The sequence below is a fragment of the Actinomyces sp. HMSC065F11 genome, assembly GCF_001813085.1.
Lineage (GTDB): Bacteria > Actinomycetota > Actinomycetes > Actinomycetales > Actinomycetaceae > Gleimia > Gleimia europaea.
In genome coordinates this window covers 266,180-291,645 of sequence record NZ_KV811470.1, presented here as the reverse complement: position 1 = coordinate 291,645, position 25,466 = coordinate 266,180, and the positions used below count along the sequence as shown (strand labels likewise).

24 protein-coding genes, 1 other RNA gene and 1 riboswitch are annotated in these 25,466 nt (G+C 55.5%); of the genes, 13 read left to right on the top strand and 12 right to left on the bottom strand.

The window, feature by feature from the left end; genetic code table 11:
• Nucleotides 1–59 precede the first annotated feature (59 nt).
• The 3 genes from HMPREF2891_RS03800 to HMPREF2891_RS03790 are packed head-to-tail and all read right to left on the bottom strand — an operon-like array spanning nucleotide 60 to nucleotide 2,751.
• Entirely contained in the window at nucleotides 60–1,046 is a 987-nt protein-coding gene (locus HMPREF2891_RS03800) for a Gfo/Idh/MocA family protein (RefSeq protein WP_070663914.1), read from the bottom strand.
• Entirely contained in the window at nucleotides 1,046–2,149 is a 1,104-nt protein-coding gene (locus tag HMPREF2891_RS03795) for a DegT/DnrJ/EryC1/StrS family aminotransferase (RefSeq protein WP_070663913.1), read from the bottom strand. The genes HMPREF2891_RS03800 and HMPREF2891_RS03795 overlap by 1 nt, the downstream gene beginning before the upstream one ends.
• On the bottom strand, nucleotides 2,149–2,751 hold the full coding sequence (locus HMPREF2891_RS03790; protein WP_070663912.1) for an acyltransferase: 603 nt from the start codon (nucleotides 2,749–2,751) through the stop codon (nucleotides 2,149–2,151). Before HMPREF2891_RS03790 ends, HMPREF2891_RS03795 begins: the two co-directional genes overlap by 1 nt.
• A gap of 141 nt (nucleotides 2,752–2,892) precedes the next feature.
• Between HMPREF2891_RS03790 and HMPREF2891_RS03785 the strand changes: the two genes are divergently transcribed.
• The 4 genes from HMPREF2891_RS03785 to HMPREF2891_RS09365 all read left to right on the top strand — a co-directional run bounded on the left by HMPREF2891_RS03785 (nucleotide 2,893) and on the right by HMPREF2891_RS09365 (nucleotide 6,776).
• Nucleotides 2,893–3,567, top strand: coding sequence for a glycosyltransferase family 2 protein (locus HMPREF2891_RS03785; protein WP_070663911.1), 675 nt, complete (start codon nucleotides 2,893–2,895; stop codon nucleotides 3,565–3,567).
• Nucleotides 3,568–3,575: 8 nt separating this feature from the next.
• Complete coding sequence (locus tag HMPREF2891_RS03780; protein ID WP_070663910.1) at nucleotides 3,576–3,965, top strand: DUF2304 domain-containing protein; 390 nt, start codon at nucleotides 3,576–3,578, stop codon at nucleotides 3,963–3,965.
• Between the two features lies 1 nt (nucleotide 3,966).
• A complete protein-coding gene (locus HMPREF2891_RS03775) occupies nucleotides 3,967–5,286 on the top strand; it encodes an LCP family protein (RefSeq protein WP_070663909.1) in 1,320 nt (439 codons plus the stop codon).
• 440 nt (nucleotides 5,287–5,726) lie between these two features.
• A complete protein-coding gene (locus HMPREF2891_RS09365; RefSeq protein ID WP_148131705.1) occupies nucleotides 5,727–6,776 on the top strand; it encodes an LCP family protein in 1,050 nt (349 codons plus the stop codon).
• Between the two features lie 73 nt (nucleotides 6,777–6,849).
• Here HMPREF2891_RS09365 and galE read toward each other — a convergent pair whose 3' ends face one another.
• The 6 genes from galE to HMPREF2891_RS03735 form a co-directional block, all read right to left on the bottom strand.
• Nucleotides 6,850–7,866 carry a UDP-glucose 4-epimerase GalE gene (galE, locus tag HMPREF2891_RS03760; RefSeq protein WP_070663907.1) on the bottom strand — a complete coding sequence of 339 codons (1,017 nt, stop codon included), beginning with the start codon at nucleotides 7,864–7,866 and terminating at the stop codon, nucleotides 6,850–6,852.
• 21 nt (nucleotides 7,867–7,887) lie between these two features.
• Entirely contained in the window at nucleotides 7,888–8,385 is a 498-nt protein-coding gene (purE, locus tag HMPREF2891_RS03755) for a 5-(carboxyamino)imidazole ribonucleotide mutase (protein ID WP_070663906.1), read from the bottom strand.
• 5 nt (nucleotides 8,386–8,390) lie between these two features.
• Entirely contained in the window at nucleotides 8,391–9,512 is a 1,122-nt protein-coding gene (locus HMPREF2891_RS03750; RefSeq protein ID WP_083311234.1) for a 5-(carboxyamino)imidazole ribonucleotide synthase, read from the bottom strand.
• A gap of 67 nt (nucleotides 9,513–9,579) precedes the next feature.
• Nucleotides 9,580–10,905, bottom strand: coding sequence for an ATP-binding protein (locus HMPREF2891_RS03745; RefSeq protein WP_070663905.1), 1,326 nt, complete (start codon nucleotides 10,903–10,905; stop codon nucleotides 9,580–9,582).
• Nucleotides 10,906–10,908: 3 nt separating this feature from the next.
• Nucleotides 10,909–11,589 carry a response regulator transcription factor gene (locus tag HMPREF2891_RS03740; RefSeq protein ID WP_034506722.1) on the bottom strand — a complete coding sequence of 227 codons (681 nt, stop codon included), beginning with the start codon at nucleotides 11,587–11,589 and terminating at the stop codon, nucleotides 10,909–10,911.
• Between the two features lie 163 nt (nucleotides 11,590–11,752).
• On the bottom strand, nucleotides 11,753–12,814 hold the full coding sequence (locus HMPREF2891_RS03735; protein ID WP_070621225.1) for an adenylate/guanylate cyclase domain-containing protein: 1,062 nt from the start codon (nucleotides 12,812–12,814) through the stop codon (nucleotides 11,753–11,755).
• 223 nt (nucleotides 12,815–13,037) lie between these two features.
• On the opposite strand from HMPREF2891_RS03735, the gene ssrA reads away from it, so the two are divergent.
• Nucleotides 13,038–13,405: a transfer-messenger RNA gene (gene ssrA / locus HMPREF2891_RS03730) on the top strand.
• 413 nt (nucleotides 13,406–13,818) lie between these two features.
• Entirely contained in the window at nucleotides 13,819–14,016 is a 198-nt protein-coding gene (locus tag HMPREF2891_RS03725; protein ID WP_070663904.1) for a hypothetical protein, read from the top strand.
• A 195-nt stretch (nucleotides 14,017–14,211) separates the two neighbouring features.
• Here the strand turns inward: HMPREF2891_RS03725 and HMPREF2891_RS09525 are convergent, their stop codons facing one another.
• A complete protein-coding gene (locus HMPREF2891_RS09525; protein ID WP_148131704.1) occupies nucleotides 14,212–14,682 on the bottom strand; it encodes a hypothetical protein in 471 nt (156 codons plus the stop codon).
• A gap of 14 nt (nucleotides 14,683–14,696) precedes the next feature.
• Nucleotides 14,697–14,811: riboswitch (SAM riboswitch) on the bottom strand.
• A gap of 83 nt (nucleotides 14,812–14,894) precedes the next feature.
• Between HMPREF2891_RS09525 and HMPREF2891_RS03720 the strand changes: the two genes are divergently transcribed.
• Nucleotides 14,895–15,833, top strand: a complete 939-nt coding sequence (locus HMPREF2891_RS03720; RefSeq protein ID WP_070663903.1) for a serine hydrolase domain-containing protein — start codon at nucleotides 14,895–14,897, stop codon at nucleotides 15,831–15,833.
• 125 nt (nucleotides 15,834–15,958) lie between these two features.
• On the opposite strand, the gene HMPREF2891_RS03715 is transcribed toward HMPREF2891_RS03720, so the two are convergent.
• Both HMPREF2891_RS03715 and HMPREF2891_RS03710 read right to left on the bottom strand, forming a co-directional pair.
• Nucleotides 15,959–17,539, bottom strand: a complete 1,581-nt coding sequence (locus HMPREF2891_RS03715) for an FGGY-family carbohydrate kinase (RefSeq protein WP_070663902.1) — start codon at nucleotides 17,537–17,539, stop codon at nucleotides 15,959–15,961.
• Between the two features lie 143 nt (nucleotides 17,540–17,682).
• Nucleotides 17,683–18,276, bottom strand: coding sequence for a flavodoxin domain-containing protein (locus HMPREF2891_RS03710; RefSeq protein WP_070619441.1), 594 nt, complete (start codon nucleotides 18,274–18,276; stop codon nucleotides 17,683–17,685).
• A gap of 229 nt (nucleotides 18,277–18,505) precedes the next feature.
• On the opposite strand from HMPREF2891_RS03710, the gene HMPREF2891_RS03705 reads away from it, so the two are divergent.
• From HMPREF2891_RS03705 to HMPREF2891_RS03680, 6 genes are all read left to right on the top strand, one after another.
• Nucleotides 18,506–20,080 (top strand): xylulokinase, encoded by a 1,575-nt coding sequence (locus HMPREF2891_RS03705; protein ID WP_070663901.1) that lies wholly within the window; start codon nucleotides 18,506–18,508, stop codon nucleotides 20,078–20,080.
• A gap of 19 nt (nucleotides 20,081–20,099) precedes the next feature.
• Nucleotides 20,100–21,146, top strand: coding sequence for an NAD(P)H-dependent glycerol-3-phosphate dehydrogenase (locus tag HMPREF2891_RS03700; RefSeq protein ID WP_070663900.1), 1,047 nt, complete (start codon nucleotides 20,100–20,102; stop codon nucleotides 21,144–21,146).
• A gap of 101 nt (nucleotides 21,147–21,247) precedes the next feature.
• Nucleotides 21,248–22,027 carry a DeoR/GlpR family DNA-binding transcription regulator gene (locus HMPREF2891_RS03695; protein WP_070663899.1) on the top strand — a complete coding sequence of 260 codons (780 nt, stop codon included), beginning with the start codon at nucleotides 21,248–21,250 and terminating at the stop codon, nucleotides 22,025–22,027.
• A 197-nt stretch (nucleotides 22,028–22,224) separates the two neighbouring features.
• Nucleotides 22,225–23,598, top strand: coding sequence for an ABC transporter permease (locus HMPREF2891_RS03690; protein WP_034506516.1), 1,374 nt, complete (start codon nucleotides 22,225–22,227; stop codon nucleotides 23,596–23,598).
• A 3-nt stretch (nucleotides 23,599–23,601) separates the two neighbouring features.
• Nucleotides 23,602–24,750 carry an ABC transporter permease gene (locus HMPREF2891_RS03685; RefSeq protein WP_070663898.1) on the top strand — a complete coding sequence of 383 codons (1,149 nt, stop codon included), beginning with the start codon at nucleotides 23,602–23,604 and terminating at the stop codon, nucleotides 24,748–24,750.
• A 43-nt stretch (nucleotides 24,751–24,793) separates the two neighbouring features.
• On the top strand, nucleotides 24,794–25,426 hold the full coding sequence (locus tag HMPREF2891_RS03680; RefSeq protein WP_034506521.1) for an ABC transporter ATP-binding protein: 633 nt from the start codon (nucleotides 24,794–24,796) through the stop codon (nucleotides 25,424–25,426).
• Nucleotides 25,427–25,466 lie beyond the last annotated feature (40 nt).

Here is a 25,466-nt window from a genome sequence, read left to right as displayed (position 1 = left end):
GGGCAGGGGCAGCCCCACTCCAAGTCGAAGCAGAACCACCCCTGCACCAAATCAATGAACTACAGATTCACAGCCTCACCAGACGCAGCTGAATCCAGCATCGCCTGGATTACCTTCATCGTCTGCAGGCCCTCACGCATCGTCACGTGCTCCGTGCCCGTACCAAGAATGGCATCACGGAAATGCTCATGCTCAACGCGGAGCGGCTCGCGCTTAACCAGGGCAAAACGGGTAACCTCACCCTCAGAAACACCGCGGAAAGCCGCGATCTGATCCCACTCAACCGGGAAACGACCATTCTCATAGAACGTCAAATCCGACATCGCAGTATCAGCCACAAGAGCGCCACGCTCACCCGTAACGATCGTGATGCGATCCTTGAAAGGAGTTAGCCAGTTCACCAAGTGACTCACCAACACACCATTCTTAAAACGGCCAGTGGCGGACACCATGTCCTCAAACTCACGGCCCGAACGGTAAGCCGTCTGAGCGTAAATCGACTCATACTCAGAACCCGCAACCCACGCTGCCAAATCCACGTCATGCGTTGCCAAATCCTTCACCACGCCCACATCCGAAATGCGAGCCGGGAACGGCGACTGACGACGAGTCACAACCTGGTAAACGTCTCCGAGGTACCCCTCCGAAACCAGACGCCTCATCTCCAACAACGCCGGGTTGCAACGCTCCACGTAGCCAACCGCGCCAACCACACCAGCCTCGTCAAATGCCTTCACCATCGCCTCACCCTCCTCAAGGGTGGACGCCAAAGGCTTCTCAACCAGCGTGTGTACGCCGGCCTCAGCCAGCTTCATCACAGCCTCGAAATGGTAGGCGGTAGGCACAGCCACAACAGCCGCATCAATACCGACCTCGAGCATCTGCTCAACGCCCGGCAGAACCTCCATGCCGCGAGCCACATCAAAGCGGTCACCGCCCGGATCCGCAAGCGCAACTAGCTCAAAGCCCTCCGTCTCCCGCGCATTACGCACGTGGTGGCGGCCCATGGAGCCAATGCCAAGAACACCAACTCGAATATCAGACATTAAGCACCAGCCTTAGCAAGAGCATTCACGGCCTCGACAATGCGATCCAAGTCAGCCTGCGAGAGCGACGGGTGAACTGGAAGTGAAACCACGGTCTTCGCGGCCTCCTCAGTTACCGGCAGATCAAGACCCGGAGCGTAAGGAGCGAGGGAGGGCAAACGGTGGTTCGGAATCGGGTAGTAAACGCCCGACCCAACCTGGTACTCCTCACGCAACGCCTGCATGAAACGATCACGATCAGTATCAACCACACGGATCGTGTACTGGTGATAGACATGCACTGCGCCCTCAGCAACAGCCGGAACAACAACGCCCTCAAGATTCTCTGAAAGGAACTTAGCGTTCTCCTGGCGCTTCGCCGTCCACGCGCCAACCTTCTTCAACTGCTCACGACCAATCGCGGCGTGAATATCAGTCATACGGTTGTTCAAACCAACCAACTCATTCGCGTAGCGCTGCTCCATACCCTGATTACGAAGCAAACGACAATTACGAGCCACCTCCGGATCCGAAGTGGTGATCATGCCGCCCTCACCGGCCGTCATATTCTTGGTGGGGTAGAACGAGAACGCCGCGAACGTGCCAAACGTGCCAACCATCTTGCCATCCAGCGAAGCGCCATGCGCCTGCGCCGCATCCTCAAACAACATGAGCCCATGCTTGTCCGCAATCTTCTTCAGGTCATTCATGGGAGCCGGATGACCGTAAAGGTGAACCGGCATAATCGCCTTAGTACGCTCCGTGATCGAAGTCTCCACGGACTTAGGATCCAAGCAGAAGTGTTCCAGATCAATATCAGCAAACACCGGTGTCGCCCCCGCAATCGCAACGGAATTACCCGTAGCGGCAAACGTAAACGACGGCACAATAACCTCATCACCCGCGCCAATACCAGAAGCCAACAGGCCAACATGGAGGGCAGAAGTACCGGAGTTCACAGCAATAGATTCAGCCCCCGGCGTCATCTGCTGCGTGAATTCCTCTTCAAACGCAGCTACCTGCGGGCCCTGCGCAACCATGCCGGAGCGGAGAACCGCAGTAACAGCAGCAACTTCTTCCTCACCAATCAACGGCTTCGCAGCGGGAATCATCTCTCGGGTCATTACTCGCTAACCTCTCTTAGCTCACTATCGCTAATCTGTTCAAAAATTTGCCCCGTCTTAGGGCACTGGAAACGTTTTTCACTACCTTCAACCGGTTGTAGCCTCACACCACTTTGCCCAACCCAACCAATCCGGCGGGCCGGAACCCCGGCAACCAACGCAAAATCTGGCACATCCTTTGTGACAACCGAGCCCGCCGCAACCGTGGCCCACTCGCCAACCGTCACAGGAGCCACACACACCGCGCGAGCACCAACAGAAGCACCACGCTTTAGCGTCACGCCCACGTGATCCCAATCAGACGCGCTCTTTAACGAGCCATCAGCATTAATCGCACGCGGGAACAAGTCATTAGTAAGGACAGCAGCCGGGCCAACAAAAACGCCATCAGCAAGCTCAGCAGGCTCATAAACCAGGGCATAATTCTGCACCTTGCAGTTATCCCCCATTTTCACGCCCTCGCCGATATAAGCGCCGCGGCCAACAATGCAGTTCTTTCCAATCTCAGCATTTTCGCGAACCTGCGCGAGGTGCCAGATAGAAGTTCCCTCCCCAATCTTCGCTTCAGCTGAAACGTCTGCACTATCGACAATTCTCGGCATAAATCCTCCGTTCAGTTACAGTCAAACTTATTCTACGCTCATAATCACAGTGAATAGCGGCGGTGAATCAGCGTTTTTACACTTAAAGATTGTAAAGTGGTTAACGTTTAGACACGTAAACTCAAAGAATCACAGGCATACATGCAACTGACAGACAAAACATGGCTCGTTGTTCCCCTATACAACGAAGGCCAAGTCGTGCGTGAAGTACTCACCGAAGTACGCAAAACCTTCCCAAACATCATCTGCGTAGACGACGGCTCTAGCGACAACTCCATCGCAGAAGCCCTCGCCGCCGGCGTCAAAGTTGCCGTACACCCCATCAACCTCGGCCAAGGCGCAGCCCTTCAAACAGGATTCAACTACGTGCTTGAAAACACAGACGCCAAATACGTTGTCACCTACGACGCTGACGGGCAACACCGCATCGAAGATGCGCTCGCCATGCTTGACGCAGCAGAACGCGAAGACCTCAGCTTCGTATTCGGATCACGCTTCCTCGAAGGCAAAGCTGAAACGGGCACATTCAAAAAACTCGTCCTCAAAACCGCAGCGTTCGTCACCCATATGCGCACCGGCGAAAGACTCACCGACGCTCACAACGGCCTACGAGTAATCCGCCGCGATGCCCTCGAACAAATCGAAATCACACAAAACCGGATGGCCCACGCCTCCGAAATCGTGTACCAACTATTCGACACCAAACTCAAATGGCGCGAAATGCCCGTACACATCATCTACACGGACTACTCACGGTCCAAAGGCCAATCACTACTGAACTCGATCAACATCCTGGTCGAACTAATCATGAAGTAGGAGCGCAAATGTCAGCAATACTTGGATCACAATGGTTCATCAAACTCCTGATCGTCGCTATCCTACTGGCCGCAACATACTTCATCATGAAGCCAGTAAAATCCGCGCAACACCTCGCAATGCGCCGCCTCACCATGATGATCTTCGTAGCCTTCGCGGTAATAGCCGCACTATTTCCCGCACTCCTATCACGCATCGCAATATTCCTCGGCGTTGGACGCGGCACAGACCTGCTACTGTACGGGCTAACACTCGCGTTCTTCAGCACCCTCGTCACCGCATACCGGAGAGACGCCGCCGTTGAACGCAAACTAACGCTACTGGCGCGCACCATCGCGTTGGATACCGTTCGCGACGGCAAACAAACAACCAACAAGCCCACAGAATCCGAGGACTAAGGTGGAAGAGCGCGAAACCAGAAACCTCCAAGAGGACGATGTTCGCAACCTCGTGCGCGACCAAGGTAAACGCACGCTCACCAGCGTGCCTAAACCAACCAGGCGCCGCCCGCGTTCAGCGCAAAAACCGCGACACACAGTGTTTCGCATCAAACGGCCCACCCTGCGAACCATCGGTGCGGCCCTTCTTGCCGTAATACTTTTTGTGGGCACCTCGGCAGGACTCTTGTACCACGACCTATCAAACCGCGTAGCAAAATCCGAACTACAAGTCGAACAATTCGCCCCCCGAAACGAGAAGCGTCCCCCCGTGGACAGCTTCGACGGGCGGCCCGTAAACATCCTCCTGCTTGGAACTGACTCTCGCGTAGGAGAAGGCAACTCCCGCTACGGAGACAACGAAGACGTCTCCATGCGAGCAGACGTGACAATCATCGCGCATATCTCGGAAGACCGCTCACGTGTACAGTTAGTATCCATTCCACGCGACACGATCGTAGACATCCCCTCATGCGTCCTCAAAGACGGAACCGAAACCTACCCACAAACCGGACAAATCAACTGGGCCATGTCCATCGGCTCAGAATACAACGAAGAAAACCTCGACGCCGGTGTGGGCTGCACCTGGCGAACCGTGGAAGAGCTAACCGGCATTCCCATTGACGGCTTCATACTGTTTGACTTTGCAGGGTTCGAAAGAGTCATAAATGCCCTTGGCGGCGTAGAAATGTGCTTCGAAGAAGACCTTTATGACGAAGCTGCGGAACTCAATATATCCGCCGGATGCCATGTACTCAACGGACATGATGCCCTCGCCTACGCCAGGGCGCGGAAGGAAGTTGGAAACGGATCTGATATTTCGCGCATTGGCCGCCAACAAGAGCTGATGGGGCGCATCTTCCACACCGCCCAATCGCAAAACTTGCTGACGGATTTCCCGAAGCTCTATGCCTTCTTGTCCGAATCTCTGGACATCATTAAGACGTCTTCAGACTTCTCGCGGATAAACACGTCCATGGGTCTCGCGTACTCACTATCCGGGCTTTCAGGTGATGGCTTACAATTCGTGACCATGCCACTCACCGAAGCACCTTGGGACCCCAACCGCGTAATTCCTACCTGGCAAGCAGACGAGCTTTGGGAATCCATCCAAAAGGATGCGCCCTTGCCTTCCAATATTTGGATCACTGACTCTGAAGGCAACGTGGTATTCCTCGAAGAACCTACCGAAACCAATCCAAACGGGGAAGGATTTGAAGGCTCCGACGGCTCTCAAGACGAGTATCTGAGGGACAATGATGGTGAGGGAGGGGGCCTGTGAACGACGGCGAGCCTCCCAAGAGCATCCCACCTAGCATTCCACCGCGAGAAGGCCGTAACCGCCCCTCCACGGAAGGTGCAAAACGCGTTCAGAAGAAGGCTAATGGGCGTTTGAGCAACGGGGCTACTGCTCCTAAAGCCAGCCCAAACTCAGCGTCAAACTCGCACGGACGCTCCGCTTCCTTCCCAGCGAAGCGTAACTATCGCAACTCCCAAGTTGCGCGTGACGGCGTTCCCAGCCAGCGTGAGCGCTCGACTAACTCTTCCGCCACACAAAAACCGATCCCGCCCCGCGAGCACAAGCCCCGCGTGGATCGCGCGTCATCTCAGCCGGAAAGGCGGCAAACTCCGCCCTCATATGCACCGGCATCAAGCCGATCGCGCGAGCAGGTTCCACCCTCGTACGCGCCAAACCGGCACTCATCTACATCGAGAACACCAATGGAACCAGCGCGCACCAACCGCGCAGTAGCGACCTCCTCTGCCTGGAAACCACAGCCTCGTCCAACCGCGCCCACTGTACCGAGCGCACCTCAGGCCGGCGCCGCCCGACGCAAACCAAACAGGCGTCGCCGCGCCATCGTAACCGTTCTGGTAATGCTGGCAATACTGATTGGATGGCCCTTGTTACTGCTCAGCTGGGCGGGCGGAAAAGTCGAACACGTAGATGCCCTGAGCGGGGCCGGCGACACGCCGGGAACTACCTACCTAATTGCCGGGTCAGACTCGCGCGACGGTACACAATTCACCGACGAAACCGAGGGACACAGGTCGGACACGATCATGCTGCTTCACCGTGCTCCCAACGGCAACGCCTACCTGGTGTCGATCCCCCGCGACACGTGGGTTGATATCCCCGAATACGGGGAAGGCAAAATCAACGCCTCATTCTCATATGGAGGCCCCGAACTGCTGGTAGACACTGTTGAAGAACTCAGTGGCATCACAGTTGACCACTACGTGGAAGTGGGAATGCAGGGCGTTGTCGACATCGTGGATGCTATGAACGGAGTTGAGCTCTGCCTCGACTACGACGTTGATGATCCTCGCTCCGAACTCGTGTGGCAGGCCGGTTGCCACAACGCGGATGGGCGCACTGCTCTTGCCTTTGCCCGCATGCGCTACTCCGATCCAAAAGGGGACATTGGACGCGCGGAAAGACAACGTCAGGTTATCGGAGCAATCGTGAAGACGGCGGCCCTTCCAACGAATTCCTTGAACCCTGTGCGGCAAATGAAGATATCCTCGGCCGCAGCTCAGTCTGTGACCACCGACCCGGATACATCGAGTCTTGAACTTGCGCGAATGGCATTGGACTTCAGAGCCGCAACGTCGAGTGGCAATACAGGTACTCCCCCGATTGCTACGATTGCGTTCGAAACCAGTCAAGGATCTGCCGTGTTGCTTGACGACGATGCGGATGAGTTCTTCCGCAAACTCGCCAACGGCTCCCTTACCTCCGCGGAGCTAAACGCCAACGGACTTCCCTAGCGTCGCTTTCAAACAGTTGCGGGGTGAGCGATCCATACAGATCGCTCACCCCGCTGTATTGAACTACGAAAATCTAGTTCTTCTTAAACAACTCGTTAGTGGCTGCAACGTCAATCTTGCGGGGACCTGCCTGCCAAGCGCTCCATGCCGACTCTACGATCTGTGCAACATCATACTCAGCGTTCCAGCCCAGATCCTCCGTGATACGGCTAGCGTTGCCAATCAACTGGGGTGGGTCACCAGCGCGGCGATCCTGCTCCTCAGCCTCAAAGTTAAGGCCACTTACCTCGCGACACGCATCCACAATCTCACGTACTGACGTGCCCTTACCCGTACCCACGTTGTAAACGTTGTGCTTTAGATCCGACTCGGATGCCAGGGCATCCAGCGCGTCAATGTGAGCGCGCGCCAAATCCTTCACGTGGATGTAATCGCGGATGCACGTGCCATCTTCCGTAGGATAATCCGTACCGAAAATGGCGGGAGCCTTACCGCGTGCCAAGCGCTCAAAAATCATGGGGATCAAGTTTAGTGTTGCCGGATCTCCCAAATCATCCCAGCCTGAGCCCGCCACGTTAAAGTAGCGCAAGCCGATCCAACGCAAGCCCCAGGCGCGCTCGCAATCAGCCATCATCCACTCGCCAATGAACTTCGTTTCGCCATAGGGATTAATCGGATGCTTCTCGATGTCCTCGTCAACCACTTCAACCGGTGGCATACCGTAAACCGCCGCGGAAGAGGAAAAGATCATCTGGTTCACACCAGCCTTCTCCATCGCCAACATCACGTTAGCCATGCCGCCCACATTCTGCTGGTAGTACCAGGCAGGGCGCGAGACCGACTCACCCACCTGTTTGCGGGCCGCAAAATGAATCACGGCCGTAACGTCCTCGTCCACCATCGTGTTCAACAAAGCCTCGCCCGACGCCGTATCTGCAACGTCAAGCTGTACGAGCTTAGCGGAACCAATGCGATCCTTTGTGCCGTACGAAAGGTCGTCAACAACCACAACCTCATCGCCGCGTTCCTGCAAAAGCCTAACTACATGGGCGCCGATGTAACCGGCACCGCCAATCACCATAATGCTCATAACTACAGTCTAAAACTCTCACTAATTGGTTTCTAAAGATCGTTGCAAAGTCTGGTTCTTCTGACTGGACTGCTCGGCCAAATCCTGCTGGAAACGCTCCATCTTCTGTTGCAAAGTCGGATCCGACATAGCAAGCATTCGAACCGCGAGGAGGCCCGCGTTACGCGCCCCGCCAATCGAAACGGTAGCAACGGGAACCCCGGCGGGCATCTGCACAATCGACAACAGAGAATCCATACCGTCCAGATATTTGAGCGGTACAGGTACGCCAATCACCGGTAGCGGCGTTGCCGAAGCGAGCATACCCGGCAGGTGTGCGGCTCCCCCAGCACCGGCAATAATCACCTTTAATCCGCGCTGCGCGGCTTCCTTGCCATACTGCAACATCGCTTCTGGCGTGCGGTGGGCAGAAACCACGCGCGCCTCGAACTCAACGTCAAACTCGCGCATAACCTCAGCAGCCTGGCCCATGACCTTCCAGTCCGAATCAGACCCCATTACGATGCCAACTTGAACCATGTCGCTCACTTTCCAAACAGAATATCGATGGCCTTGCCCGCCTTGTCACGAGCTGTCTTCACATCATCGGCACACACCGTTACGTGACCGAGCTTACGCCCTGGGCGCACGCTCTTTCCGTACAGATGGACGTGGACTCCGGGCAGCTGCTTCAGCACGTCCGGGAGGGCATAAGAGGCATCCTCGTACCTAGAACCAAGCAGGTTCTTCATCACCCAAACGCCCGGAATTGGTGTGGTTTCACCCAGGGGTAAATCTAAGACCGCGCGCAAATGCTGTTCAAACTGGCTGGTTAACGCACCGTCAATCGTCCAGTGGCCCGTGTTGTGCGGACGCATTGCAAGCTCATTGACCAACAGAACTGGCTCCCGACCATCAACAACAAACATTTCAACGGCCAGGACGCCCGTCACTCCAAGTTCGCGCGCAATCAGGTCACCAACAGCTTGCGCCCGCGCCGCGACCTCTTCAGATAACGAGGGGGCTGGCGCAATCACCTCAGAGCAAATGCCGTCTTCTTGGATCGACTCCGCGACCGGCCACTGCTTCACCTCACCGGAGGGCGTGCGTGCCAAGAGCACCGCAACTTCGCGGGTAAACGGCACCTTTTCCTCCAGCAAAACCGGCCCGGTAGCCAGCCAATCATCAACGCCGCGAGCGTCCGCAACCACTCGAACACCCTTGCCGTCGTAACCGCCCGTCGGTGTTTTTGCGATAACGGGCCAGCCGACCTCATCGCCAAACTCCGCCACGTCCTCGCGGCTGGTAGCCTGCGCCCACCTGGGCACTGGCGCCCCAATGTCCTGCAGTTTCTTGCGCATGGCGAGCTTATTTTGCGCATACAAAAGGGCGCTTGCCGGCGGCTGGATAGATATACCGGCGCACTCGGCAAGGATCTGGGGCGGGATGTGCTCATGCTCGAACGTAAGCACGTCGGCGCCCTTGATCAACGACTTCATGTCATCGAGGCTCTTCGGATCACCCACGGGCGCATTCACGGTGACCTGCGCGGCCGAACCGTCACTGGCTTCGACCATGGTTTTTAAAGTAATTGCCAGCTCAGTTGCTGGAGGGACCATCATTCTGGCAAGCTGTCCGCCGCCAACCACAGCTATTGTTCGACTCACCCGTTCAGCCTATCGCGCACGGCTCGATAGCGGCGGCCCGTCTCACCTGCAGGCCGCCCCCCTCGCTTTAGAATCTGCGCTTGCGCCTGCCCACCGACACCAGCATTCCCTCTGGCATCACAACGTCCGGGTCCAAGCTGGTTGGCATTGCCGGTAGTGAGACAGTGAAGACTGCGGGTTTTGCCTGCGTCAGTTCTAGCCGGCCGCCCGTTCCTTTAATGAGGTCGCGTGCCAGCGGAAGGCCAATGCCCGTAGATCCATGCGCAGAGACGCCCTTTTCAAAAATCATCTCCGTCATGTCTTCGGCTATGCCTTCGCCTTCGTCAGAAACGTCAATCAGAACTCCACGCGACGATGTTCCCTTGCGGCACACCACTCGGGTTGTGCCCGCCCCGTAACGGAGCGAATTCTCAATCAGCGTTGCCAAGACCTGCGATAGTACCGACGCTGACGCGAGCACGGGCTGCGCGGCCTCGTCTGTGAAAATCAGCTCTCGGCCCTCTGCCTCGAATGTTTCCTCCCACTCTTCGCGCTGCTGATTAAAAATTTCGAGTACGTGGATTGCCTCCGCGTTACCTCCTGCGCTCTTGGTTGTGGTCAAAAGGTCGCCAATCACCTGCGTGAGGCGCTCAACCTGTTCAAGGCATACACGCACCTCACTTTGAATCTCCGGATCATCCGTGATGAGCTCGATCTCCTCCAAACGCATGGACAAAGCCGTGAGCGGCGTACGCAACTGGTGTGAGGCGTTAGCAGCGAACTGGCGCTCCGCAGCAAGCCGGCCAGCCATGCGCTCCCCTGTGCGCACAAGCTCTTCTTGGACCAGGTCAATCTCTTCAATACCGGAAGGATTCACGCGAGCCCGAACCTGTCCGGAACCGATTTGTTCTGCCTGCGCAGCCAGATAAATAAGGGGCGCGGAAATGCGTCGTGATCCACGCAAAGCTAACCAATAACCAACTGCAAGGGAGGCCATAATACCGGCGAGAAACACCGCAACAAGGCGCGCGATTGAGAGGATTGTTGGCCATGCCGAAATCTCGCTACGTACCGTAGTACCCGACGGCAAGACAACTGAGGCGGTCATGCGAGGAGCACCAACATGTCCTCCTCTTTCAACAAGGCCAGCTTCACCCGGATTGTTCACACGCACGTACGCGCTACTGAGCAGATCGTTTCCCAGCACCCAGTTGTCAAGGTTGCGCTGTGTGAGCTCATCCCCCGATTGGATTCTGCGCTCAACCATGTTGCCGAGTAGTTGCGTGCGCGACTGGAGATTATGCTGTGCGGACTGCCAAACCAGACCGCCGCCAATGAAAAGCGAGGGAATGCCCAGAATTAAGACCGCCACGGTCACAGCCGTGGCGATCATTTTAATAACGCGTGCGCGCATGTGTTAGGCCCGCTCTTTTTCGAACCTGAATCCCATGCCGCGAACGGTGGTGATGTAGTGCGGATCCGCAGCGTCGTCGCCCAGCTTGCGACGTAGCCAGGAAACATGCATGTCGAGAGTCTTGGTAGAACCGGTAGGATCCGAACCCCAAACCTCGCGCATCAGCACGTCGCGCTCGACCACGTTGCCCGCCTCACGAACGAGGACGCGGAGCAGGTCGAATTCCTTAGCGGTTAGTTGCAACTCGCGGTCTTTCACGAATGCGCGGTGCGCACCCACATCGACGCGAACGTCCTGCACGGTGAGCTCACCGTCAGCCTCTTCGGTTCCCGTGCGACGCAACAGCGCGCGAACGCGGGCAAGTAGCTCTGCGAGGCGGAACGGCTTTGTCACGTAGTCATCCGCGCCAGCGTCAAGGCCGACAACCATGTCGACCTCGTCCGCACGAGCAGTCAAAATCAAAATCGGGGTGGACAGCCCAAGTTTGCGCACCTGGCGAGCTACATCCAGCCCGTCCATATCGGGAAGTCCAAGATCAAGAACGATGAGGTCGGCACTATCAACCTCGTTTAGAGCTCCACGACCGGTGCCGTGTGCCCTAACTTCGTAGCCCTCACGGCCAAGCGCGCGAGCTAGGGGCTCTGCAATAGCAGGATCATCTTCAACCAAAAGAACAGTAGTCACGCTTTTATAGTAGGCCATATTTGGGCATTGCACACGCCTTGAGGAAGTAAAATGTAATGCGACATCAAGATACTTTTTACTATTTGAGCGTGCCTGTAATCAGTTTTTCGCTACATATAGACGTTTCCTATACGAATTGTTCGCGAAATTGAATGATTAAAGTTTAAAGAGATTCAATTGGCAAATGTTCAACAGGTGGACGGTCTTCAACGCTCACCTGGAACGGGACTACCCGGCCCACTCCTCGCAGATCAGCTTCCTTGGCTGCCGACACGCGATACCAAGGCCCAGCCTCGCCGCGCGCGATCTTGCCGGCGGTTTCTCCGTCGGTAATGATTTGCCCAACCGGAGCTACATCAACCAGCCGCGAAGCGAGATTCACGGGCGGCCCAAAGACGTCCCCCGACCTCGAAAACACTGCCCCCTGCACAATCGATGCGCGTACGGGCAACATTTTGCGCATACTGTTTAAGCGCTGCATCAGTTCGGTAACTACGCGCAGTCCGGTTGGCAGATCATCAGCGATGTAGAACACGGCATCGCCAATCATTTTCACTACGCGCCCTCCCGCGGACGGGATCACGATGCGGCACACGGTTTCGAACTGGTCGATCAGGTCAACGAGGTCCTCTTCGGGAAGTGAAACGGACGAAGACGTGTAGGAGACCATGTCCACGAAGCCGAGCGTGCGAATAAGTGGGAAGCTGTTTGTTTCCCGTTCGCGACCACGGTGCGAAACTTCCTGATCGACGCGCGTAATGATTGATTCAAGTTGGCGTTTCCAAGAGTAAATGAGCTCCTCTTCAAGGAAGGGCAGGAATTCGCGGAACTTGTCTAACGTGACGAGCCTGGCGGACGTGTCATCTAATGTGTATCTGCGCGCCACGTCATCGACGAGGGCCTCCATCTGCCACAGCACGAGCCGGTCCGTAATGTGTGCTTGCGCGCGTACGAGCGACAGCCCGGTCTGCAGGTCAATGCGACCCGAGTCGATCAGATCGGACCAACGCTGGTATGCCTTGAGGTCCTGCGTGGTGAATACAACCTCGCCTTCGACAGCCGGAGCGAACCCCATGGCAACCCAATAGGAATTAACGCGGGTTACTGGGGTTTCGGTGCGCGCCGCTATATCTGCTGCGCTTAGCGTTGGTTCGCCGCCCAGCAGGATCTTCCTGTAGGACCCTGTAGTTGAAGGCGACTGACCGGCGTCGGGGGTGTTATGCATCACCTCAACTCTAGTCTTTTGGTGAGCTGGTTAGCGACTGTTTAGAAACCTGGCAGCAGCCACGGGCCGTTTTGCGGTTTATTTCGCGTTATCCATTGATTTATTGTTGGATTTCGCCTTATACTTACTTGTCCTTGACAATCGTATTTTTGTTGCGCTGGTTTTCTAAAAATATTTTGGAGGCCACCACCGCGTGCGGAGTTAGGGATGGAAAACTACATAGGGGGATGATCGGTTTCGACAGCGATCTTCAATCGATGTGAAGCGGGCCGAGGATGTCTACTGACCTCGTTAACCATGTATTCAAAACAATAGGTGCTGAACAGAACCGCACCGACTTTGCCCTCGCTGCCTAATCTAGCGAGCAAGTCCGTCAGCCCAAGCAATGCTCTGAGTTTGGTTCCTGGCGTCGTTTTATGAGCCACTGGGTTGCCACCGTGTTGAGAGGCGGTGACCGACACTTTCTCAACTGAGCCACCTAGTTGCAGGTTTGCATGTTGCTAGTGGCTGAGAAACTTATTGCAAACTGCGCCCGGAGAAGAAATTGGGGTGGATCGTTGGACCCGGGTTCAATTCCCGGCATCTCCACAGTGTGCCCCGGCAATTCGTTGAGTTGCCGGGGTTTTCTTATACTTTTCCCCGGTATTTCAACGGTTTCGCCCATCCCCCACATGTACTAACGTGTGCCACGAGGCACTATTAAAGTCCTTTAGATAGAACCTAGATAGAACCTCAGAACTCGACACAAAGGGGCGCTATGGCGCGCGGCAGCGGCGTTGGAAGCGTCATATGAACTGCTCCCCATTAGTTGGACTGAGAAGCACCGACCCGTATAGACGAACAACTAGACAGCCACACAAACGCCAAGCACGATTGCGAAAGTCACCGCACACAACCAATAGACTGTTGCGGACGAAAACAGTGCCTGCTAGTAGCAGTGGAAAAGAACAACCCCCTCCGGAAACCCCCTGTATCTCAAACACTTTTCTCGATAGATTGAGCTCATGGCAGACAAGAACCTAATGGATCGTACGGTGGATGAATTAGCCGGTTATGTTCTGTCGCCTGAAGAGAACAGGCACTATTCAGATGAAGATCTGAAGGAATTTCTAGCTAATTTAGGTTTCCCCTCTGAATGGCCTTTCTTTATCCCACGTCTTCGCGGTGAAGTGAGCTGGGATTACATCGACTACTACGAGTAGAAATACGGATGGGCTCCTCTAGCCCATCAAAAATTCACAGTTTCATCCCAGCCCGTTCGGGCCGGGGCGTTGTTATAACCTAGACAGCTCGGCCGCCGAATAGCACGATAGCTGCAAGGGATTGCTCGAACGCACGCCGGGCACGGACCGCTTGTGTGATCTCGCACCCGGCGGCATTGTTAGGCAACTAGTGCCTCACTCCCCGCTAGCTTCGCTTTCCACCGCAGATTTGCGGGCATTCTCCACCACCTGCTTGAACAGTTCCTTTACCGCAGGATCGTTAACCGCCGAACCTGGAATCATGAACCCGCCCGGATGCATGGGATTGGTAGAGCACTGACCATTAGGCTTGGACGTCAAACTGTACAGCCTTACGCTTTTTCTATCGCCAACGCAAAGTGCTGTACCCTTCTCGCGGAACTCGATCCGGGCGTCGGGATGCTTCCTCACATACGCCAACATGTTTTGCAGTTCTTCTTCAGAGTGATTCCAAAATGTCCACACTTGCTCATCGTTCCCGAAAGTAACGTAGTTACCCTCGACGCCGATGATCTCAACCGGATAGATCGGGCCTCTAGTAGAAATCTTTGCCTGGATCCAATGCGGCCTATGTCCCGCAATCATCAACTGGCAGGGGCTAACAGGGAAAAGTGGGTCCTTGCTCATAGTGAGCTCCTTAAAAATCGCGCGTCCGCCAAACTTCTGTTTAGCGGCGGATCTTCCCTCAGGGGCACCGTGTGCGACACGCGGTTGCCAGCCAACTAGCCGAGGGGCTTAACGTTGGACTTCTTGATCCACCGACAGGATACCCCAAACGGAGCACCTGTCAAGGCATAGCTGTTAGGCTTGAGCGAAGCTCTTACACAAGTGAGGTCGAAATGGATCAGCAACAATTTGATGGCCTAGTAAAGCTCTTCGAGGAAGCCAAAGATGGCTCTGGGAACCCGCTTCAAATGGAGTATCTGCTCGTCAAACAGGGCAACAGCGAATACCTCCACGCCTTCCGCGGACACACCGGACCGTCAGATATTCGATCGATCTCTAAGACTGTCCTCGCCCTCGTTCTTGGCACCGTCATCGAATCGCGCGATGATCTAACCGAAGACACACCGGTATGGCCGGTGCTCAAGAACCTGTGCGAAGTCAAAGACCCAGAAAACCTTGAAAAGTGGCAGCACATCAAAATCAAACACTTGATGAACCACACCATCGGGTTTGACCGCATACTGATGATGCGCGGCGACATTCAAGACATGGACCCCGCTGACTACATCAACTACATCGTCAACGAACCAATCGTGCACGAGGCGGGAACTTACTACCTGTATTCCAACGCAGGCTTCTACCTTATGTCCATCTACCTGCAAGAATTCCTTGGTGAGGACCTAGAGGACTACATCAGGCGCGCGCTATTTAACCCGCTTGGCATAACCGATTACAGGTGGGAGCGCTACGGAAAAAACCTGGCCGGGGCCACCAGACTATGGCTACTACCCCACGACATGCTGAAGATAGGCGAGCTACTACTTGAAGGCGGCAAGGGCATTGTGAGCCCACAGTGGATTGAACGCATGAAGCAATTCACCGCTTTTACCCCCCGCGTGGACACGCCTACAAACCCGTACTTCCGCCGTCATGCCTACGGCTCCAGCCTGTGGCTCTCCAACCGGGGCAACATTTTCTTCGGCCACGGAACCGACGGGCAAACCCTCGCAATCATTCCCGAACGAGGCGCCGTGGTGATCACTACCGCAACTCAAAAGGACGTGAAGCGGCTAGAGGAACTCGTGGACAAGGCCGTGGAGCTGCTCTACTAGCGGCCGCTAATCCTCGTCACGGATAATCAAGTGGTGGGGTGTTGCTCTTACACTAGAGCAACACCCCACCACTCTTAAGCCATCAACCTGCTTTCACGCGCGGCGGTCAGGCCCGATTAGCGCACCTAATTAGCAGCCGGGTTATCAGCCATTCGCGCGTTCACGTCTGCGAGGTCATTGTAAACATCCGCATTCGCCCAAGCGAGGAACGCCTTCTTGAACACCTCGTAGTACTCGTTGTATACCGCATGGTTGTCTTCGTTCGGGTAGATAAACCCGCGCGTGTGCACCATGTTGTCCACCGCCACGTCAACGGAAGGCAGTGCTCCCGCGCCAACACCGCCAAGAATCGCAGCGCCGAGCGCAGCACACTCGGACACGATCAGGCGCTCAACTGGGCGGCCATAAATGTCGGCTTGCACCTGACTCCAGAACACAGAGTTCGCGCCGCCACCCGAGAGGCGAATCGTCTCGAACGGCTCCTCCATCGCATTTTCCATTGCCTCCACGCTCATGCGCAGCTCATAGGCCACACCCTCGAGCACGGCGCGCGCGGAATGAGCACGAGTATGGATCTGCGTAATGCCCAGCATGCCGCCTCGCGCATTGTCATGGAAGTACGGATTCGCCTGCGAGTTGAAGAACGGGAAGAAGATCAGCCCATGCGAGCCCACCGGCGCCTTCGCCGCCTCAAGCGTGATGAGGTCATACGGGCTCAAATCAAGTTCAGCGGCCGCTCTTACCTCCGGCTGGCCGTAGGTGTCACGCCACCAGCGTAAGACCGCGCCCGCGGCGTGTGCAGTGCCCTCCATGTCCCAACGGCCCGGGATCGAATGAGCTCCAAACGACACGCCGCTTTGCAGATTCGCAGCCATGTTCGGAGCTTGGTCAAGCTGGGCAACCATGACAGCAGCCGTGCCGAGCGACAACTCTGCCAGCCCCTGCCTATTCACACCCGACCCTACGGCAGCACACTGCTGGTCACCGCCGCCCGGCGAGAGCACCGTGCCCTTCGCGAAACCGGTCTGTTCACTGGCCTGCGCGCTAACCTCGCCGATAGGGCGAAGTTCGTGCAATAGAGGTGGCATCATGTCTAGGTCAAGTCCCGCACGGTCAAATAGTTCCGGCGAGTATTCCAAGGTTTTGATGTCGAACATGCCGTTGTAGTTAAGCGCAGACGCATTTGCAAACAGCTCGGTTGATCCAAGCTTGTGTAAAATCCACTCTTGCCCGTTAACTATCTTCCAAGTCTTGGCATAAACCTGCGGCCAGTTCTCTTTCAGCCACATCAGTTTGGGATACACCCACAGGCTGGAAATGTTCAAGCCTGAAATTTCGTAGTAGCCCTCCTCGCCAAACTCCTCCTTCATCCAGCGAGTCTGCTTGCCCGAGCGCCCGTCAGACCACACAATCGCGTCGCTAAGCGGATTCCAATCCTCATCAATCGGAATGAATGAGCCGCGCTGCGACGAAACTCCGATCGAAACAATGTCTTTCACATCGCCTGGGAACGAGGCTGTTGCCTTCCTCGCGGCATAACAAATACCGTCCCAAAGCTCATGCATATCCTGATCCACCCAACCAGGATGAGGATGCTTAGTGCGATATTCCTTGTAACCGCTGCTAATGATCTTGCCGGCACCATCGAAAATAATGACGCTTGCGCCTGTTGTTCCTGCGTCAATACCGGCGAAATACTTGCTCATGCCTTCACACGCCTTTCGTCGTTAACCACACCTTTGTGGCCGTCCCATCACCATACGGGAACGAGGAGACAATTTGGCGCTTTCTCAACTAAATGAGAATCCGGCGTCCCCGTTGTAGGCGGGCGCATGCGCGGAGACCTGTCTTAGCGGTGATTCAAAGCCTCTCGGGCGCACTCAACCAGAGGAGCAATCGAGTCACGGTTCGTGTGATCGTAGCCCTGCGCAATATTATCGGCCACGGCTACAGCCCACTCTCCGCGGTCGCGGTACTTCTGCACTCGCTTAGCGAAGATCTTGAGTAGCGTCTTTTCAGCTGCGGGTAGGCCTTCATAGCGGACCCCGCCCTCGAAGTAGAAGAACGGGAACTCGCCCTTGGCCAGCTCGTTCCTGGTGAACGTGCGGGCTGCGCACTTCCAATCTCGGTCCGGGTGCTGCGGCGTTCCCCCGTTTGCCCACACGATTACGCGACCTTGATTCAAAATGCCGGCATCTTTTGCCATCTTGCGGAACTTTCTGAAGCCTCGGATGATCGCCATTCGCACGCCAGCGCCGTAGACCACCAGGTCATATGACGCTAAGTTGATGCGGCCACTCTTCACGCCCTCGACTACCTCCGACAATGGGTGAAGATCAGCCTCGAGGTCTTCTGCGATCCAAGTCCCATAGGTCTTAGAAAATCCGGTCAGGGTGTTGTAAATGACCAAAACTCTAGGTGCGCTTTTAGCTTCATCCGCCATTGTTTCCATCCTTCATTCATGAACCGCATACGAATATACACGGCTAAGACCTCGACTTTTTGTTGAAATACAGCGTTTTTTACGACAACCGTGTCAGAAAACTAACGATGAAGAAACAGCCTTAAAAGCGAGCTTTCATATATTTTGTGGGTTTTCGCAGAAATCCTGTTGATTTTTGTTAATCGTGTGGATACTCTGATGGTGCATTCAACGAAGAATGGAGATTCTAATGACACCTGAGAACAAGCACCACCTGGGTGCCGGCCCCCTTGTTATTGCTATCGACTCGTCCACCACGTCCACCAAAGCGATCATTGTCGACGCCACCGGACACGTGCTGCACACCGCGAAACGCAACATTCAGTTGCACACGCCCGCGATGGACTGCTACGAGCACAACCCGATTCGCTGGTGGGAAACCACGCGAGACGCGATTGGCGAGGCAGTGGCGGCGCTCTCCCCCACAGACCGCGAGCGCATTGAAGCAATCGGCATTACGCACCAGCGCGAGAGTTTCGCACCTTTCAAGGCCGATGGCACACCGCTTCGTAACGGAATTTTGTGGCTTGACGGCCGCGCAACCGAGCAGATCCGCAAGTACGGTTCTGCACACATCCACCAGCTGTCCGGCAAACCTGCAGGCGTGACCCCCGCGATCTACAAGATGGCTTGGGTTGCCCAGCACGAGCCGGAGGTGTTTGAGAAGGCCGACAAGGTTGTCGACGTCCTCGGCTACATCACTTTCAATCTGACCGGGCGCTGGGCTTCTTCACAGGCGGCCGCGGACTCGCTCGGCCTTTTCGATATTGAAAAGCGCGACTACGCGGATGAGCTTCTTGAGATTGCAGGCGTGCGCCGCGATCAAATGTCTGAGCTTGTTGAACCAGCTAGCCCAATCGCGATGCTCAAGGATGACCTGGTGTCCGAATGGGGCCTGTCAAAGTCGATTCCAGTAATCGCCGGCCTTGGAGATGGACAGGCCGCCGGTATTGGCGCGGCAGCAGTTACGCCGGAGATTGGTTATCTAAACCTCGGCACCGCAGTGAATGCAGGTGTTGAATCCCCGGTCTACAAGTACGATCCAGTATTCCGCACGCATGTCTCAGGCATTCCCGGCAACTACGTATTTGAGGTCCTGCAGTCTTCCGGTTCCTACCTGGCCGGATGGTTCCGCAAGTCGCTGGGAGACCCGAAGCTCCTGGGCGAACCCGATCCGGCTCTGGATGAAGCAGCTTCAAAGATTCCTGCCGGTTGCGAAGGTCTCGTGACACTCCCCTACTGGAATGCAGTGCAGTCCCCGTACTGGGATTCCGTTGCGCGCGGCGCCGTGGCGGGCTGGCGCGGCACCCATTCGCGTGCGCACATGTACCGTTCGATCCTCGAGTCGATCGGCTTCGAGATGCGCTACAACCTCAACCACATCGAGGAAGGCACGGGTGTGAAGCTTCAGGGCCTACGCATCATGGGTGGCGGCACTCGCTCCAAGCTGTGGCGCCAAATCATGGCCGACTGCACGGGCCTGCCCCTCACTGTCTGCCTCGAAGATGAAACCTCCGCCCTCGGCGCCGCAGTTCTTGCAATGGCGTCCACGGATGCGTACGAGGACGTCCAAAGCGCAGCCGTTGGCATGGCCCGCTATGGCGATACCATTGAGCCAGACATGGATGCGCATGAAAACTACAAGGAGATTGCGGACATTCAGCACGAGCTTTACCCGAAGCTCAAGGACACTTTCGAACGCCTCCACGATCTTTCCTTGAAATACCCATCCACGAAGCCCGAGTCCCCTGCGGCTGAGCTTTAAAGATACGGAAAGGAACAACATGTCGATCATTACCGTACTGGGCGCCGGAGCTATGGGTTCTGCGCTGTGCACGCCACTCATCGATTCGGGCTGGGAGGTACGCCTGTGGGGAACGTGGCTCGACGACCACCTCCTCGATGCGATTGAGGCCGGAAAGCCGCACCCGCGCACCAACGAGCACGTAGCCGAGGGCGTCAAGCTCTACCGCAGTGGAGAACTTAACGACGCACTCGACGGCGCTAACGTCGTGGTCATGTCGGTGGCTTCCGTGGGCGTCGAGAAGATTACGGAGCTAGCCCTTGACGGAATCGAGAAGGCCGAGGCACTTTGGCTGACATCCAAGGGCTTTAATGAAGGCCCGGATGGCAACATCCAGCTGCTGCCGGACGCAATCAGGCGGATTGCTAAGGCTAACGGCAAAACCGTCCCGCCGATCGTTGCAATCGCTGGTCCCGTTAAAGCCAATGAGTGCGCGGCACGCAAGCCCACCGCAACGATCTTTGGCTCGAAGGACAAGGACCTGGCCACGCGTTTCGCTCGCGAAGCCCGCTCCGATGTTTACTGCATTGAGCCGAGCGGCGACGAAACCGGTGTGGAAATCTGCGCTCCCATGAAGAACGTGTATGCCATCGCGCTTGGTATCGCGGATGGCCTTGAGGAGGGAACCGGTGTGCCGCACCACAACCTCAAGGCTGCAACGTTTGCGCAGGCTGTGCGCGAAATGTCCCTGCTTGGGCAGTCACAAGGCGCAGATCCGGCAACCGCTTTCGGGCTAGCTGGCGTTGGAGACCTGGAAGTCACCGGCCTGTCGGGTCGCAACAAGGTTTATGGTGTGCGCCTAGGCCGTGGAGAAACCGCAAAGGAGGCTCTAGCCGAGATGAATCGACTGGAGCAAACCGTTGAGGGCGTACCGGCAGCAGGCCTGGCCGTTGGCTTTGTGAAGCAACACGCGCCCGACTTGGTGGACGAGCTTCCGCTACTAGCGGCTGTAAGTCGCATCATTTCGGGAGCTGTAACCGACGTCAAGACGGAAGTTGCAGCCGCGGTACTCCCCAAGAGACCGTAACTTTTACCCTTGGCCCCGCGAACCTGACGGATCGCGGGGCCAAGTTTTAGTATTGAATAGTCTTCTAGACTGAAGCAGTATTTCAACTAGGGAGGGCAGAAATGGACAAGAGGAGCATCCACGGACCTAAAGCCCGCAGAAACTCCATACTCTCCCACTTGCTGACCCACGGAAACTCCACGGTTGAGCAGCTCGCAGAGCTTCTTTCTGTATCGCAAATGACCGTCTACCGCGATGTTGCCGAACTTGAATCACTGCAACTGGTACAACGCAGAAACGGATTGATCAGCCCCGCGGCATCCTCTCTGTCAGAGTCCTCTGCTCACCTGCGCCAGCAGGCGAACCGGCCCCAGAAAAAACGCCTCGCCAAGGCCGTGATGAAACACATCACGCGCGGGATGTCACTACTAGTTGACGATTCCACCTCCAATATTTCACTCGTTGAAGACCTATCGGAGGTTACTCCTATAACGGTTGTCACCAACGCGGAGTTCATCGCCAAAATTGTTCGACCTCAAGAAGACGCCAAGCTCATATTGGTGGGCGGAGAATACGAGCCCTGGGCCGACTCCTACTTTGGAGACATCACCATCAAATCGCTTGACCAGCTGAGAGTGGACCTCTGTGTCATGTCCGCCACCGCTCTCACCGCCACGCACGCTTTCCACCCGGACCAGCGAGTGGCTGATGTTAAGAGGCAAATGCTTGCTTCTGCAGATAAAAAGATTCTCGTCGCTGATTCCAGCAAGTTCACCAAAAACGCGCTCTATAAAGTTGGGCCGCTAACTGATTTCGACCTCGTCATTACAGACTCTGAAACTCCAAAAACCGTGTTAGAACAGCTTGCCGATCAAGACATCCTTGTTGAAGTCGTGCGGTAGCCCTCCTGCGCCACAGCGCTTCCGCAGGCGATAGGCGTTTCGGCCCTCTGCCTCAGCAGACAAAACGTGACCGACCTCGCATCCTATTTGTAATGATTCTCAGGCTTAACTGAAGAAAATTATCAGGATGCATACAGATTCACCCTGCTTAATACTCTTTGGTAAATAAAAGAACTGACGCAAAGGAATATTTTCAGATGTCGTTTGTTAAACGAGCTTGGCTTAACGTCTCTCGCAAATTAGCCAAGTCGCTTACAATCTTTCTAGTTTTATTAACCGCCTGCACGCTTCTTCTATCCACCTTCGCGGTGCGAGAGGCTGTGGCCCGCACGAGCGACGAGGTGGGCTCAGAACTGCTAGCTGGCTTCTCGGTACAAAATAATCAGCGCACGAACCCCGGCACTGCTCGAGGTGCAGGAAATGTTTCTCGCGCCCAGATTGAAGCAATCGCCAAGCTTCCGGGCATCACGAAGTACGTGGCTAACATGAGCTCGGTGGCAGACATTGAAAATGCCGAGATTTTCAAACTAGATGGCGCAGCATCTGACTATTCACAAGAGAGAGAAGAAAAGTTTGGCAACGCCGTGATGGTGAACGCGGTGAACAAGTCAGACCTCGCCACCCCCTTCCGCGCGGGAACCTTCACCCTGGCGCAAGGCCGTCACCTCACCGACAATGATCACCACAAAGTGATGGTGCACGAAGAGTTTGCAGCTAAGAACAACCTGAAGGTTGGAGACACGCTGCGCATGCGCGGCAACATTTACGACCCGGACAACCGGTTCCAATCCGACGCCGCTGTTGATGCAGAGATCGTTGGCACCTTTAGCGGCAAAAACGCTCGCCCGGCCGCGCAGCGCCTAGAGCTATACCAGAACGCTATATTTACCGACCTTGATACAGCGCGGACCTTGAACGGCACTACGCCCGAAAATGAGATCTACCAAGATGCTGGCTTCTTCGTTAACAGCGTCAAAGACGTGGACAGTGTTATGAAAGCTGCCGCAGCTCTACCCCTAGATTGGGACCACTATGAGCTAGTGAAGAACACGGACATGCTTGGAGCACTGGCGTACTCGCTTCAAAGCATCAACTCCCTCGTTAATGCCACTTTCATTGGCACCCTGATTTTCACCATCGTGGCACTCGCACTGGTCCTCGCCCTCTGGATGAATGAGCGCCGCAAAGAAACAGGAATCCTGCTGGCCGTAGGCGTAAGTAAGGCCAAGATCTTCGCGCAGTACTTGACGGAGAACATTTTCGCTTTCGTTGTAGCCGTCGTAGCATCGTTTGGCACTGCCACCTTGCTTGCGCAGAAGCTGGGCGACGGCATTGTTTCGCGCGCGTCTGCTCAAACAAGTGCGCAACTTAACGGCGGTCAGAACTTTGGTACCGACTTCTACACCTCCACGATTCAAAAGACTGTGGATCACGTGAACGTTGTAATCGAACCATCGCACCTGGTCATGGTTGGGGTTGCCGGCCTGATTCTCGTAATCGTTGCGACCCTGATTGCTTCGGCACCGATGCTTTCGAAGCGTCCAAAGCAACTGCTAACTCAGATCGGTTAAGTAATGCAGTTTTGGACTCAAGCGGGTTTGGCAGTAAGGCGCCACCCCAAGAAAAGCGTCACGCTGGCAGCCATCATTTTCGTTATTTCAGCTGTTTTCATACTGCAGGGCATAGTTAGCGCAACCGTAAACACCGTAACGAACGCGGCTACCGAGCGAATTGCTCCCGGATTCACGGTTACTTCCACTGCGGGAGATTTCCAAGAAGAGGCCGCACAGAAGCTACTAGATTATGACCGCCTGACGGGCCACAACTTTGTGCTACACACCGCGGCAGAAGCGCAGCAGCTCGGATTCGTTTCCGTAACTGGTGCAAGCGACGTGAGCAAGCTACCGACTTTTGCAGAAGAAGATGCCCAGATAGATGAGGCTTCTTTACAGAAACTGCAGAGTACCCAAAGCATCATTTTGCCTGAACTGATTGCGCAGCAGCTGGGTATAAAGGCTGGCGACAAACTGACGCTCGGTAAGGACTCTAGCGAAGTTGAATTAGAAGTTGCGGGGGTTTACAAGCAGGATATTTCTGGTTCTAAGAACCCTGACGTGTCGGTGTATGCAAGCCTAGAAACTGCACAAAAGCTGGCGGGCAAAACGGCGGTTTCCAGCGCCACCTACCTGACCAAGGCAGACGACGTTGACCACGCAATCAAGTTCGCGAAAGAACACGCCACGCAAGGTCTAGAGGTTGCTAGCAATACCGGAGGCGCCGCAGACCTGCTGGGATCGGTATCCGGCTTTGCAACCCTACTGTTGCGGTTGTTGCGCGTCATCTTAGTTTCAGGCGGATTGATCCTGGCTTTCGTACTCGCATTCTTTGTGCGTTCACGCATCCACGAGATCGGGATCTTGCTAACCATTGGTTTTTCGAAACTGCGGATCTTCGCCCAGGTTGCCACAGAGCTGATTATGCTGACTATTCCAGCGTTCATTGTTGCACTGATTGCCAGCGAGATCGCGGGGCATTTCCTCTCCGCACAGATTTTGCAGTCAGCTACTGACGGACAGATTAGCGCCGTCCCGTTGAGCGCGCTAAGCAGCTCGGCTATTGCAGCTTTTGGTGGAATCATCGCCATTGTGCTGGCGGCCTTGCTTATCGCGATTCTCCCGATCTTGCGGCTTCCACCTAAACGGATTTTGGCCAAAATGAGCTAACCCCTCGCCCACTACTTTTCACTTACAAAATAGGAAGATTTCCATGACCACGCTAAAACTTGAAAACGTATCTTTTAACTACTTGGCCGGACAGAAGAATGTCCTCGACAACATCAGTGTTGAGTTTGAGTCCGGGAACTTCTACGCCATTATTGGCAACTCTGGAACTGGTAAGTCAACGCTACTTAGCTTGTTGGCGGGCCTTGATGCTCCCACCCAAGGAACCATTTCGATGGATGGCGAAGACATTGCTAAGCGCGGCTACACGCACCACCGGCAGCACAACATTGCTTTGGTGTTTCAGAATTACAATCTGATTGACTATTTGACTCCGCTGGAGAATGTTCGCCTGGTGGATTCGAAGGCGAAAGTTGATTCGCTTTTGGAGCTAGGTATTTCTGAGGAAGAAGCGAACCGTAACGTGATGCAGCTTTCTGGTGGGCAGCAACAGCGAGTTGCTATTGCGCGCGCACTGGCCGCAAAATCGCCCATCATTCTTGCCGACGAACCTACCGGCAACCTCGATGGCGACACCGCTAGCGAAATGGTGGCTATCCTGCGCAATCTTGCCCACGAGCAAGGAAAGTGCGTCATCGCTGTTACGCACTCAAAGCAGCTGGCACGTGAAGCTGACGTGGTTTACCGCCTGAAGAACAAGAACCTCGTCAAGCAATAACGAGCAGAGGCTTGCCGGTTCGGCTTAGCAGCAGCCGGCA

Bases quoted from the DNA above. Each gene is read 5' to 3' on its own strand.
- HMPREF2891_RS03690 (WP_034506516.1), top strand. From the start codon at position 22,225: ATGTCGTTTGTTAAACGAGCTTGGCTTAACGTCTCTCGCAAATTAGCC.
- HMPREF2891_RS09365 (WP_148131705.1), top strand. From the start codon at position 5,727: ATGGAACCAGCGCGCACCAACCGCGCAGTAGCGACCTCCTCTGCCTGG.
- HMPREF2891_RS03700 (WP_070663900.1), top strand. From the start codon at position 20,100: ATGTCGATCATTACCGTACTGGGCGCCGGAGCTATGGGTTCTGCGCTG.
- HMPREF2891_RS03695 (WP_070663899.1), top strand. From the start codon at position 21,248: ATGGACAAGAGGAGCATCCACGGACCTAAAGCCCGCAGAAACTCCATA.
- HMPREF2891_RS03715 (WP_070663902.1), bottom strand. From the start codon at position 17,539: ATGAGCAAGTATTTCGCCGGTATTGACGCAGGAACAACAGGCGCAAGC.
- purE (WP_070663906.1), bottom strand. From the start codon at position 8,385: ATGGTTCAAGTTGGCATCGTAATGGGGTCTGATTCGGACTGGAAGGTC.
- HMPREF2891_RS03800 (WP_070663914.1), bottom strand. From the start codon at position 1,046: ATGTCTGATATTCGAGTTGGTGTTCTTGGCATTGGCTCCATGGGCCGC.
- HMPREF2891_RS03685 (WP_070663898.1), top strand. From the start codon at position 23,602: ATGCAGTTTTGGACTCAAGCGGGTTTGGCAGTAAGGCGCCACCCCAAG.
- HMPREF2891_RS03725 (WP_070663904.1), top strand. From the start codon at position 13,819: ATGGCAGACAAGAACCTAATGGATCGTACGGTGGATGAATTAGCCGGT.
- HMPREF2891_RS03780 (WP_070663910.1), top strand. From the start codon at position 3,576: ATGTCAGCAATACTTGGATCACAATGGTTCATCAAACTCCTGATCGTC.
- HMPREF2891_RS03680 (WP_034506521.1), top strand. From the start codon at position 24,794: ATGACCACGCTAAAACTTGAAAACGTATCTTTTAACTACTTGGCCGGA.
- HMPREF2891_RS03710 (WP_070619441.1), bottom strand. From the start codon at position 18,276: ATGGCGGATGAAGCTAAAAGCGCACCTAGAGTTTTGGTCATTTACAAC.
- HMPREF2891_RS03790 (WP_070663912.1), bottom strand. From the start codon at position 2,751: ATGCCGAGAATTGTCGATAGTGCAGACGTTTCAGCTGAAGCGAAGATT.
- HMPREF2891_RS03785 (WP_070663911.1), top strand. From the start codon at position 2,893: ATGCAACTGACAGACAAAACATGGCTCGTTGTTCCCCTATACAACGAA.
- HMPREF2891_RS03735 (WP_070621225.1), bottom strand. From the start codon at position 12,814: ATGCATAACACCCCCGACGCCGGTCAGTCGCCTTCAACTACAGGGTCC.
- HMPREF2891_RS03720 (WP_070663903.1), top strand. From the start codon at position 14,895: ATGGATCAGCAACAATTTGATGGCCTAGTAAAGCTCTTCGAGGAAGCC.
- galE (WP_070663907.1), bottom strand. From the start codon at position 7,866: ATGAGCATTATGGTGATTGGCGGTGCCGGTTACATCGGCGCCCATGTA.
- HMPREF2891_RS03745 (WP_070663905.1), bottom strand. From the start codon at position 10,905: ATGCGCGCACGCGTTATTAAAATGATCGCCACGGCTGTGACCGTGGCG.
- HMPREF2891_RS03705 (WP_070663901.1), top strand. From the start codon at position 18,506: ATGACACCTGAGAACAAGCACCACCTGGGTGCCGGCCCCCTTGTTATT.
- HMPREF2891_RS09525 (WP_148131704.1), bottom strand. From the start codon at position 14,682: ATGAGCAAGGACCCACTTTTCCCTGTTAGCCCCTGCCAGTTGATGATT.
- HMPREF2891_RS03795 (WP_070663913.1), bottom strand. From the start codon at position 2,149: ATGACCCGAGAGATGATTCCCGCTGCGAAGCCGTTGATTGGTGAGGAA.